The organism is Frigoribacterium sp. MCBA15_019, assembly GCF_001864945.1.
In the GTDB taxonomy this organism is placed as follows: Bacteria; Actinomycetota; Actinomycetes; order Actinomycetales; family Microbacteriaceae; genus Frigoribacterium.
The window spans coordinates 55503-66483 of record NZ_MJGS01000018.1; the positions used below are offsets into that span (position 1 = coordinate 55503).

Below are 10981 nucleotides of genomic sequence, written 5' to 3' on the forward strand. Positions count from 1 at the left end.
TGTTCTGCGTCCGGCCCGACTTCGCTATGGCTCAGTCGGCGAGCAGCGCCGCCCGGATCGCGGTGATGCCGATGCGCACCTCGGCGAACGACGTGCTGAGTGGCGACAGGCCGATGCGCAGGGCGTCCGGGTTGCGGAAGTCGGGCACGACGCCGGCGTCCCAGAGCCGGGCCACGATCCCGCGGAACGACTCGTGCGTGATCGTGACGTGGCTGCCGCGTTCCGCCGCAGCCCGGGGCGTCGCGACGGTCACCCCGAGCGGCACGAGCCAGGCGTCGACGAGGTCGAAGGCGTAGTCGGTCAGGGCGAGCGACTTCGTCCGGATGGCGTCGATGCCGGCCTCGTCGATCAGGTCGAGCATGTCGTGCATCGCGAGCATGCCCATCACCGGGGGAGTGCCGCTGACGAAACGCCGGATGCCGGCCGCCGCCTCGTACCCGTCGGCCATCGCGAACACGTCGGCCGCGCCCATCCACCCCTGGATCGGCTGGTCGAGCTCGGGCAGCAGCGAGGCGCGGGCGTAGACGAAGGCGGGGGCACCCGGCCCGCCGTTGAGGTACTTGTACGTGCAGCCGACGGCGAGGTCGACGCCCCACTCGTCGAGCTGCATCGGCACGACGCCGACGCTGTGACAGAGGTCGGCCAGCACGAGCCCGCCCGCCTCGTGCACGATCGTCGTGATGGCGGGCAGGTCGACCAGCCACCCCGACCGGTACGACACGTGGTTGACCAGCAGCAGTGCCGTCTCGGGCCCCACGACGTCGCGCACCTGCGACACGGTCACGCCGGTCGCCTTGTCGACGGCGATCCAGCGGATCGTCGCCCCGTGCTCCCGCGCGATGCCCTCGACGACGAAGCGGTCGGTCGGGAACTGGTCGTCGTCGATCACGATCTCGTGGCGGTCGGGCCGGGCCCGCAGAGCGGCGCGGATCGCCTTGTAGAGCAGCACGGTCGTCGAGTCGGCCACGACCGTCTGACCCGGCGCGGCACCGAGGCAAGCCGCCGCGATGCGGTCGCCGAGCTCGGTCGGCAGCGACATCCAGCGCTCGTCCCACGAACGGATCAACCGCGTGCCCCAGGCGCCCTCGACGAACTCGGACAGTCGCGACAGCGTGGCGGTCACGGGCCGCCCGAGCGAGTTGCCGTCGAGGTACGAGACCACGTCGACGGCCGGTACGAACCGGTCGACGAACGACGCCAGCGGGTCGGCGGCGTCGAGCGGGCCGGCGGGATGCGCCGAGGCCTGCTCGTCGGGGTCGGTGGAGTCGACGGGGTAGGCGAGCGGATCGGTCATCGGGTCTTCTCCTCGAGGGCGACGGCGAGCAGCTCGTCGGCGGTCAGTGCGGTCGCGCGCGCGAGCCAGGCGGCCCGCTCGTCGGAGGACGCGGAGGCGCGGGGCGCGTCCGCGATCCAGGTCACGCGGGTGAACGGCAGCCGCGCACCGCCGGTCGGCTCGGCGACGTCGGGGGCGAGGGCGTCGAGCAGTCCCGCCAGCCCGAAGCCGGCCCGGCCCATCGCACGCAGCTCGCGCTCGTTCACGCCGAGCGGCAGGTCGCCGTTGCCGAGATCGGTACCGTAGAGCACCCGACCCCCCGCGGCACGGAAGCGCGAGAGGTTCTCGACCGCCGTCTCGTGCGCGACCCCACCGACACCGTAGCCGTGGATGTCCAGCGTGCTCACCCACGTCGTCGAGGCGGCCAGGCGTGCGACCAGCTCGTCGTCGAGCCGTTCGCTGAAGGGGGTGTGCGCGAACCGGTCGACCCCGGCGTCGGCCGCACGAGCGGCCTGGCCGACGCCCTGGACGTGCGCGACCACGGGCAGGTCGAGCCCGTGCGCGGCGTCGACGACGGCCCGGAGCGTCGCGTCGTCGAGCACGGGCCCGGCGTCGGTGTTGAGGGCGACCTTGACGATCGAGGCGCCGAGGGCGTGCTGCTGTTCGACGAGCCGGGCCGCGCGGCGCAGCCGGGTCGAGGCGCGCAGGCCGCCCACCGCCAGGGAGGCGCGGGGCGGCGCCCAGCCCGAGCGGCTCGGGTACCCGCCCGGTGCGGTGATCAGCCCGCCGGCGATGGCCACCTCGGGCCAGCCGTCCCGCCCGGACCGGCCGAGCCAGCCGTGGGCGGTCGCCGGGTCCCACCCGAGGTCGACGACCCGCGAGATGCCGCCGACGGGCAGCTGCGCGGCGTCGATCAGGCCGAGGTGGACGTGCGAGTCGGTGAAGGGGGCCAGCACGGTGCCCGGCACGTGCGGCAGCTCGGCACCGGCCAGGGTGTCGGCGTCGTGCGCGTCGGCCGACCCGGCGAAGACGACGCCGTGGGCGTCGAGTCGCACCAGGCTGCGACCGGACCACCGGCCCGACCAGGCGTGGTCGACCGTGACGAGCCGCGCCTCCTGGTCCATGACCCGACCCTATTCGTGCGTGCTGCCCGTGCCCTGCAGGCCCGCCCGCGTCCGGGGACGACGAGGCGGGCCCGCAGGGCGGGGAGGTGCCGAGGAGGCGCGACCTACGAGGGCAGGACGGCCCGCGAGCACCGCGCCACGTACGGCAGGCGGATGAGGTCGACGCCGCGGGTGTCGGGGTGGGTGTCGAGCAGCTGCTCGACGTCGCGCAGGACGGCCGCGCGATCGTCGGGCGAGAGCGTGATGACGTAGCTGCGGGACGCGATCATGGCGAGGAACTCGTCGCGACCCAGCTCGTGCACCCAGGCGATGTCGTGTCGCTCGACGGTGCCGAACGGTGCACCGACGACCGGGGCGTCCGACCCCATGTCGCGCTCGCGCGGCTGGTGCATCACCCGGCTGAGCTCCGCGACCCACGGCACCGACTCGTCGCGGATGTTCCAGATCAGGCCGAGCGTGCCGCCGGGGCGCAGCACGCGGGCGATCTCGGGCACGGCTCGGTCGGTGTCGACCCAGTGCCAGGCCTGCGCGACGAGGACGGCGTCGACCGAGTCGTCGCCGAGGGGGATGCTCTCCGCGGACCCCGCGACCGACGTCGCCCCGGGGACGACCTGCTCGAGGGTGGCGCGCATGCCGGGCGAGGGCTCGACGGCCGTGACCGACGGAGCGCGGTCGAGCAGCAGGCGGGTGAGCTTGCCCGTGCCGGCCCCCAGGTCGACCACGTGACAGGCGCCCTCGGGCAGCAGCCAGTCGACGGCCTCGAGGGGGTACGACGGACGGCCCCTCTCGTAGACGTCGGCGGCCAGCCCGAACGAGGCGGCGAGGTCGGAATCGGGTCGTGCGGGGTCGAAGCCGTGGGCGGCCGGGTCGAACCCCTCCTGGGTTGGTTGATGTGTCACCGGAACACTGTCGCACGTCACGATCCGTCACACACCCTGTGTTACGTCGGCCTCGGGCGCAGCATGGACGGGATGACTTCCACGCTGCCTCCGACCCCCTCGTCCCCGCGTCCGACCCGGCCCCTGCGGGTCGTCGCGGTGTCGGGCACCCTCAGCACGCCGTCCAAGACCGACGCCCTCGTGCACGAGATCGTCACGGCGCTGGGCGACGTCCTGCCGATCGAGGCGCACGTGATCCGGGTCAGCGAACTCGGGCCGCTGTTCGCCGGCGCGCTCACCCGTGACCAGCTCGACGAGCGGGTCGAGCGCGAGCTGGTCGCCATCGAGACCGCCGACCTGCTGATCGTCGCCTCGCCCGTCTACCGCGCCTCCTTCACCGGGCTCTTCAAGCACCTCTTCGACTTCGTCGAGCAGTACGCGCTCGTCGACGTGCCCGTGCTGCTCGCCGCGACGGGCGGCAGCGAGCGCCACGCGCTGATCATCGAGCACTCGCTGCGACCGCTGTTCGGGTTCTTCCAGGCCCTCACGCTGCCGCTCGGCGTGTACGCCCACACGACCGACTTCACGGCGACCGGGGGCGCGGAGAAGTACGCGGTCACGGCCCCGCTGCTGCAGGAGCGCATCCGCCACGCGATCCAGCGCGGCCTGCCCCTGATCCGGTCGAGCATCGCCGAGAAGGGGCGCATCGAGCGGAGTCTCGACGACGGTGGCGCGGGCGACGGACCGTCGGGTGACGACCTGCGTGCGAGCGAGCTCGACCTCTCGACGCCCACACGGCTGTTCAGCTGAGCGCGCGACTCGAAGGCGGGGCAGCCGCCCCGGATGCCCACGAGTATCGTAGTTCTCGTGAGCCCCGACCCGACGCCCCGTGACCCGTCCGTCGCCCGCTCCGAGATCCGTGACAGCGAGGCGCAGCGGCGGCTCGGCCTGTTGCCGTCCGGGGTGCTGCCGGGACGTGCCGCCCGATGGGTGGTCGACGGTGTCGACGACCCGTCCGTGCGCACGCTCGCCGAGGCGCAGACCAGCACCGACGACGACCGCGAGGCGCTGCTCGCCCGGGCCGCGACCGACCTCGGCCTCGGCTTCGACTCGGTGCGCGAGGCACGGGCCCACCACGGCCAGCGCGTCGTCGAGTCGATGACGGCGGCGTCGGCCCCGAACGACGCCCTGGGCTTCTCGAACGGCTTCACCGACACCATCGAGGAGTCGGTGCGCGACAGCATCTCCCGCCTCTTCAAGCCCCGCGGCTGAGGCGGACCCGGCGGCTCAGCGAGGGCTCCACGGCTGAGCCGGGGCCGCGCGGCCGCGCCGCGCACCCGACGCGACCGGACGCAGGAGGCGCGGTGCCGGTCGTGACCGGCACCGCGCCTCCTGCAGTCAGTCGGTCCGTGGGTCAGGCCTTGCCGACCTCGAGCTCGACGACCGCCCACGACAGGGCGGGCAGGCGCAGGCGCGCGGTGCCGCCGTCGACCGTGACGCCGGTCAGCGGGACGAGTCCGACGGTGTCCTGCGCGTTCTCGGTGTTGGACGAGAAGCGGTCGCCGCCCTCGGGCACGGCCAGCACCTCGGCGCGGGTGACGCGTCCGCCGCTGAAGCCGCGCAGGGCGACCTCGACGTCGGCGGCCTCGTCGAGACCGCGGTTCGCGAGGAAGAACGCGACCGTTCCGGCCTCTTCGTCGTAGGTCGCGCTGACGTCGACCAGGTCGGCGTCGCCGTACTTCTCGGTCTCGACCTTGTCGCTCGTGACGAGGGTGCGCAGGATCTGCCCGGTCGCGAGCGCCGCCATGCGGGCGAACGGCCAGAAGATCGACTGGCGCCACGCGGGCCCGCCGGCCTCGCTGCGGATCGGCGCGATGACGTTGACGAGCTGCGCCTGGTTGGCGATCTTGACCCGGTCGCCGTGACGCAGCAGCGAGTTGAGGAAGGTGCCGACCACGACCGCGTCGGTGACGTTGTACTGGTCCTCGATCAGTCGGGGGTGTTCGCGCCAGCCCTTCGACACGTTGTGCGGTTGGTCGTCCGAGTCGAGGCCCGTCTGGTACCAGACGTTCCACTCGTCGAACGAGATGTCGACCTGCTTCGTGTGCTTGCCGGCGGCCTTGACCCCGTCGATGGTGGACACGACCTCCTCGATGAACGCGTCCATGTCGACGGCCGTCGCGAGGAAGCTCTTCGCGTCGCCGTCGTGCTCCTGGTAGTACGCGTGCATCGAGACGTAGTCGACCTCGTCGTACGCGTGGGTGAGAACCTCGTGCTCCCAGGTGCCGAAGGTGGGCATGCCGCGGCCCGAGCTGCCGACCGCGACCAGCTCGATCGAGTCGTCGACGAACTTCATGGCCTTGGCGGCCTCCTGGGCCAGACGGCCGTACTCGGTGGCGGTCTTGTGGCCGATCTGCCACGGGCCGTCGAGCTCGTTGCCGAGGCACCAGAGCTTGATGTCGAACGGGTCCTTCGCTCCGTTGGCGATGCGCCGGTCGCTGAGCGCCGTGCCCCCGGGGTGGTTCGCGTACTCGACGAGCTCGCGGGCGGCGTCGACGCCGCGGGTGCCGAGGTTGACGGCCTCCATCACCTCGGTGCCGGCGAGCTTCGACCAGGCGACGAACTCGTGCAGGCCGAAGGCGTTGGTCTCGACCGTGTGCCAGGCGCCGTCGAGGCGACGCGGGCGCTGGTCGACCGGCCCGACGCCGTCCTCCCAGTTGTAGCCCGACACGAAGTTGCCGCCGGGGTAGCGGATGACGGTCGCGCCGAGTTCTTTGGTGAGGTCGAGGACGTCCTGACGGAAGCCGTTCTCGTCGGCGGTGGGGTGGCCGGGCTCGTAGATGCCGGTGTAGACGCAGCGGCCCATGTGCTCGACGAACGAGCCGAACAGGCGGCGCGGGACCGGGCCGATGGTGAACTCGCGGTCGACGGTGATGCGGGCGGTGGACATGGATCTCCTAGCTGAGGGGAACGGCGTGCGTGTGGTGGGGACGGGGAGGCGCGGTGCGGCAGGGCGGTCGGGTCCGGGGTGGGCGGGTCACTGCCCCCCGAAACCGGTGGTCGAGATGCCCTTGATGATCTGGCGTTGGAAGAACAGGAACACGAGGATTAGGGGCAGGGCCGCGAGGACCGCGGCTGCCATGTTCTGCGCGTACTGGATGCCGTAGGCGCTCTCGATGGTCTGCAGGCCGACCGGCAGCGTGAGCAGCGAGGCGTCGTTCGTGACGATGAACGGCCACAGGAAGTTGTTCCAGGCGCCGATGAACACGAAGATCGACACCGCCCCGAGGATGGGCCGCGACAGCGGCAGCAGGATCGTGAAGAACACCCGGATGCGCCCGGCGCCGTCGACGCGAGCGGCGTCCTCGAGCTCGATCGGCACCTGGTCGAAGAACTTCTTCAGCACGAAGACCATGGCCGGGGCGATGGCCTGCGGCAGGATGATGCCCCAGTACGTGTCGACCATGTCGAAGGCGAGCATCTGGTAGAACAACGGCACGATCAGCACCTGCGGCGGGATGATGATCGACGCGATCGTCGCCACGTAGAGCCACTTCTTGCCCCGGAAGTCGAGGCGCGAGAACGCGTAGGCGACGAGGGCCGAGGTGGCCACGACGATCAGCGTGATCACGATCGACGTGAAGAGGCTGTTGAACAGCCACACCGGGATGTTGCCCTGCTCGAGGACCCCGCGGTAGGCGTCGAGCGTGAAGCCGCCGGCCGGGATCCAGGTCTGCGGCGTCGCCGCGGCGTCGGTCTCGCTCTTGAACGAGGTGGCGAGCGACCACAGGAACGGCAGCAGCCAGAGGACGGCGAGCACGACCAGGATGATCACGCTGAGGACGGCCATCGGGCCGAACGGCTTCTGGCCGGGCTTGTGGCCCTTCCGGCCGCGGTCGGCGGTGGGGGCGCGCAGGTCGGACGTGGGGGCGATGGCGGGGGCGGTCATTTCTGGGCTCCCTTGCGGTTGCGGGCCGTGATGCTGAACTGTGCGATCGAGATGACGACGATGACCGCGAAGAAGATGTACGAGATCGCCGACGAGTAGCCGAAGCGGTAGCCGGTGAACCCGGTGTCGAAGATGTACTGCACCGCCGAGCGGGTGCTGCCCGCCGGCCCGCCGGTGGTCATCTGGTAGATCTGGTCGAAGACCTTCAGCGAGGCGAGCACCTGCAGGATGACGATCAGGCCGGTGGTCGGGCCGAGCTGCGGGATGGTGATCGACAGCAGCGAACGCCAGCGTCCGGCGCCGTCGAGCGACGCGGCCTCGTACTGCTGGTCGGGGATGTTCTGCAGCGCGGCGAGATACAGCAGGAAGTTGAAGCCGACCGTCCACCAGACGGTGGTCGCGACCACGGCGATCATGGCGGTGTCGGGGTCCTGCAGCCAGGCGGGCTGCGGCAGTCCGAGCGTGCCCAGGACGTTGTTGATCGGGCCGAGGGTCGGGCTGTAGAGCTGGATCCAGAACAGCGAGACGACCGTCGAGGCGAGCAGGTACGGCAGGAAGAAGCTCAGCCGCCAGAGCCACTGCCCCGGCAGCCCGGTGTTAACGAGGATGGCGAGCACGAGGGCGACCACGACGAGCGGGATCGTGCTGAGCACCGTGAACCACAGGGTGTTGAGCATCGAGCGCCACATGTCGCCGTCGGCGAAGGCCTCGGCGTAGTTGGCGACGCCGATCAGCTCGCCGCCCTGGCCGGTCAGGCTCTGGCCGGTGAAGCTCAGGTAGAAGCCGTGCAGCAGCGGCCAGACGAGGAACACCGCGAAGAGCACGGTGAACGGGGCGGCGAAGCCCCAGCCGATGCGGTTGTCGGACGGGCCGGTCCGCTTGCGGGAGGCGCGGCTGCGGTCGGTCGCGCGGGCGTCGGACCGCGCGCGTTCGGCGGTGGCCCGGGGGGCCTTGACCGTGGTGGAGGTCACAGATCGACTCCTTCGTCGTCGTGATGGTCGGGTCGTGCGGAGGGGTAGGAGAGAGGCGTCGGGCGGGCGGGTCGGTCGGGTCGGCCGGTGGCGCGGGGGGCGTCCCATGGCCGTCACACCGGGGCCGGGCGCGACAGCTGGGTGTTCACGCGCGCGACGAACCGCCGCATGCCGTCGGCCGCGTCGTCCTTGGCGAGGATCACCGACTGGATCGAGTCGAGGAAGTACGTCTGGAAGTCCGAACCCGAGCCGGTGAACCAGGCGGGCGGGTCGTAGTTGAGATAGTCGGCGGCCTCGGCGTAGTTCGCCTGCGGTCGCAGCTCGGCGTACTCGGGGCTCTCGACGATGGGCAGGTAGGCGGGGATGTGCCCGGCCGCCGCCCACAAGAGGGAGTCCTTGAGGATGGTCGAGACCATCTTGTAGACGTCCTCGCGCTTGACGTCGTCGACCTCGCTCTGCCGCGGCAGCACGAACGCGTGCGAGTCGGCGTAGACGGCCGGCGTGCCGAACAGCGTCGGGATGATGCTGCCGTCGAACGGGATGCCCGCGTTCTCGGCGCTCGGGACCTCCCACACGCCGGTGAAGAGCATGCCGCTCTCGCCGCTGACGAACTCGGCGATGCCCGACTCGATGTCGCTGGCCGTGGCCATGGCCGTGCCGTCGGTGAGCTGCTGCATGAACTCGAGCGCGGTGACGGCGGCCTGCTCGTCGTACTCGACCGTGCCGCCCTCTTTCAGCACCATGTCGGCGCCCTGCTGCTTGTAGAACGTGTAGAACATGCGCCACAGCTGGGCACCGTCGTTGAGGTAGCCCCACGAGGCGCCGTGCTTGCCGGTCACCTGCTGCATGGCGTTCGCGACCTCGAGGAACTGCTCGGGGCTGGTGATCTCGACGAGCTTGCCGTCGGGGCCCAGCGCACCCGCCTGGGCGGCGATGTCGGTGTTGTACAACAGGATGAACGGGTGCGAGTCGAGCGCGACCGAGTACAGGTCGCCACCGTTGAAGCCCTTCTTCCAGACCGCCTCGGCGAAGTCCTGTTCGCGGACGCCGTACGACGCGAGCTTGTCGACGTCCCACGGGTCGAGCAGGCCGCCGGGGGCGTAGCCGGGCACGCGCGACGCGTGCATGATCGCGACGTCGGGCGCGCGCCCGCCGGCCGAGGCCATGGCGAGCTTCGTGTAGTACGGGGTGCCCCAGGCGAGCACGGTCTGCGTCGCGTGGAACTCGGGGTTCTGTTCGTTGGCCTGGTCGATCAGTGCCGACATCTTGATGCCGTCACCGCCGCTCAGCAGGTGCCAGAACTTGAGCTGGGCGACGTCCGTGCCCGAGCCGGTGACGGCGCCGGGGGCGCAGCCCGAGAGGCCCGTGGCGACGAACGCTCCACCGACGAGGGCTGCCGAGCCGAGCAACATGCTGCGGCGGCTGAGGCCTCGGGGGGTGGTGGTGCCGCGGGTGGTGCCCGGTCGCGGTGTCGGGGTCGTCCGATGGTTCTCGGTCATCTTCACTCCTTTGTGATGTGTGACGAGAGCGACTATTCCATCGTTGTAACGGAATCGCAAGGGGCACGAGTCGGCGAGCCGCGCCTCCTGGGTTCCCGCCTGACGGGCTGTCGGCGGTGCCGGAGCCACACGCCGCCACGAAGTACACACGCCGCCACTTTTTTGCGTGGCGCCGTGTTTACTTCGTGGCGGAATGGCGGCGGGGCGGGGCCGGTCGGGATCAAGCGCGGCCGCGGGTGCTGGCCCGCACGACGATCTCGTGGGGGATCAGCACGAGCTCGGCCGCGCCCTGGCGGTCGGCGATGCGGGCTGCGAGCAGCTCGAGGGTGCGGTCGACGAAGAGTCGCTTGTCGAAGGTGACGGTCGTCAGCGGCGGCACGGAGAACCTCCCGTCGACGATGTCGTCGAAGCCGGCCACCGCGACGTCGTCGGGGACGCGCAGGCCCGCCGAGCTCAGCGCGCTGACGGCGCCGATCGCGAGCGAGTCGGTGAAGCAGAAGATCGCGTCGGGCCGGTCGCCGCGCTCGATCGCGGCGCGCACGACGGCGAAGGCGTCGGCCGACGTCCATTCGGGGCACGAGTACTGCAGAGCACGGTCGACGGGCAGCCCGGCCTCGGCCATGGCCTGCTCGAAGCCTCGGGTGCGGGCGCGGGCCGTGGCGGTGTCGAACTCGCCGGCCGAGTCGCCCAGGGTCGCGATGCGGCGGTGTCCGGCGGCGATCAGGTGGGCCGTCATGTCGCGGGCCGCGGCGACGCTGTCGACCCGCACCTGGTCGACGAGGGTCTGTTCGACCTCGCCGATCACGACGACGGGCGGCAGCGAATCGGTGGCGGCCCCGGTGCCGGCCGACGACAGGGCGCTGGCGTCGAGCGTGATCGGGTTGAGGACGAGACCGTCGACGAGGTGTTCTTTGCCCCGCGAGAGCAGCTCGCCCTCGCGCTCGGGCCGCGAGCCGGTCTGCTCGAGCTGGATCGACCAGCCGCGCTCGTGCGCCTGCTCGACGAACCAGTGCGTCATCTCGGCGCTGTACGGGGTGCTCAGGTCGGGGAAGGCCAGCGCGATCGAGCCGGTGCGCCCGGTGCGCAGGCCGCGCGCGCTGAGGTTCGGCACGTAGTCGAGCTCGGCGAGCGCGCTCTCGACCCGGGTCCTGGTGTCGGGTCGCACGAAGACGACGCCGTTGATCACGTTCGAGACGGTCTTCGGCGACACCCCGGCGAGTGCCGCCACGTCCTTCACCGTCGCGCGCATTCCCACAGGCTAGTGGCGGCCACGAGACCCCGGGGCCC

Annotated in this window: 10 protein-coding genes; 2 read left to right on the forward strand and 8 right to left on the reverse strand. The window is 71.3% G+C overall.

Features of this window, described 5'->3' with window-relative positions:
* Positions 1-31: 31 nt before the first annotated feature.
* The 3 genes from BIV04_RS13850 to BIV04_RS13860 all read right to left on the reverse strand — a co-directional run bounded on the left by BIV04_RS13850 (position 32) and on the right by BIV04_RS13860 (position 3296).
* Positions 32-1294 carry a kynureninase gene (locus tag BIV04_RS13850; RefSeq protein ID WP_071256962.1) on the reverse strand — a complete coding sequence of 421 codons (1263 nt, stop codon included), beginning with the start codon at positions 1292-1294 and terminating at the stop codon, positions 32-34.
* A complete protein-coding gene (locus tag BIV04_RS13855) occupies positions 1291-2397 on the reverse strand; it encodes a hypothetical protein (protein ID WP_071256964.1) in 1107 nt (368 codons plus the stop codon). The genes BIV04_RS13850 and BIV04_RS13855 overlap by 4 nt, the downstream gene beginning before the upstream one ends.
* Positions 2398-2501: 104 nt before the next feature.
* On the reverse strand, positions 2502-3296 hold the full coding sequence (locus BIV04_RS13860) for a class I SAM-dependent methyltransferase (protein ID WP_143048715.1): 795 nt from the start codon (positions 3294-3296) through the stop codon (positions 2502-2504).
* A gap of 72 nt (positions 3297-3368) precedes the next feature.
* Here BIV04_RS13860 and msuE point away from each other — a divergent pair, with 72 nt between their 5' ends.
* Together msuE and BIV04_RS13870 are read left to right on the forward strand one after the other, a co-directional pair.
* Positions 3369-4085 (forward strand): FMN reductase, encoded by a 717-nt coding sequence (gene msuE, locus BIV04_RS13865; protein ID WP_071256966.1) that lies wholly within the window; start codon positions 3369-3371, stop codon positions 4083-4085.
* 57 nt (positions 4086-4142) lie between these two features.
* Entirely contained in the window at positions 4143-4547 is a 405-nt protein-coding gene (locus tag BIV04_RS13870) for a hypothetical protein (RefSeq protein WP_071256968.1), read from the forward strand.
* Between the two features lie 142 nt (positions 4548-4689).
* Here BIV04_RS13870 and BIV04_RS13875 read toward each other — a convergent pair whose 3' ends face one another.
* The 5 genes from BIV04_RS13875 to BIV04_RS13895 form a co-directional block, all read right to left on the reverse strand.
* Positions 4690-6225 (reverse strand): alpha-N-arabinofuranosidase, encoded by a 1536-nt coding sequence (locus tag BIV04_RS13875; RefSeq protein WP_071256969.1) that lies wholly within the window; start codon positions 6223-6225, stop codon positions 4690-4692.
* Between the two features lie 87 nt (positions 6226-6312).
* On the reverse strand, positions 6313-7224 hold the full coding sequence (locus tag BIV04_RS13880; RefSeq protein WP_043593442.1) for a carbohydrate ABC transporter permease: 912 nt from the start codon (positions 7222-7224) through the stop codon (positions 6313-6315).
* Complete coding sequence (locus BIV04_RS13885; RefSeq protein ID WP_043593482.1) at positions 7221-8078, reverse strand: carbohydrate ABC transporter permease; 858 nt, start codon at positions 8076-8078, stop codon at positions 7221-7223. Before BIV04_RS13885 ends, BIV04_RS13880 begins: the two co-directional genes overlap by 4 nt.
* A gap of 230 nt (positions 8079-8308) precedes the next feature.
* Positions 8309-9694, reverse strand: coding sequence for an extracellular solute-binding protein (locus BIV04_RS13890; RefSeq protein WP_083396495.1), 1386 nt, complete (start codon positions 9692-9694; stop codon positions 8309-8311).
* Between the two features lie 220 nt (positions 9695-9914).
* Entirely contained in the window at positions 9915-10943 is a 1029-nt protein-coding gene (locus tag BIV04_RS13895) for a LacI family DNA-binding transcriptional regulator (protein ID WP_071256971.1), read from the reverse strand.
* Positions 10944-10981 lie beyond the last annotated feature (38 nt).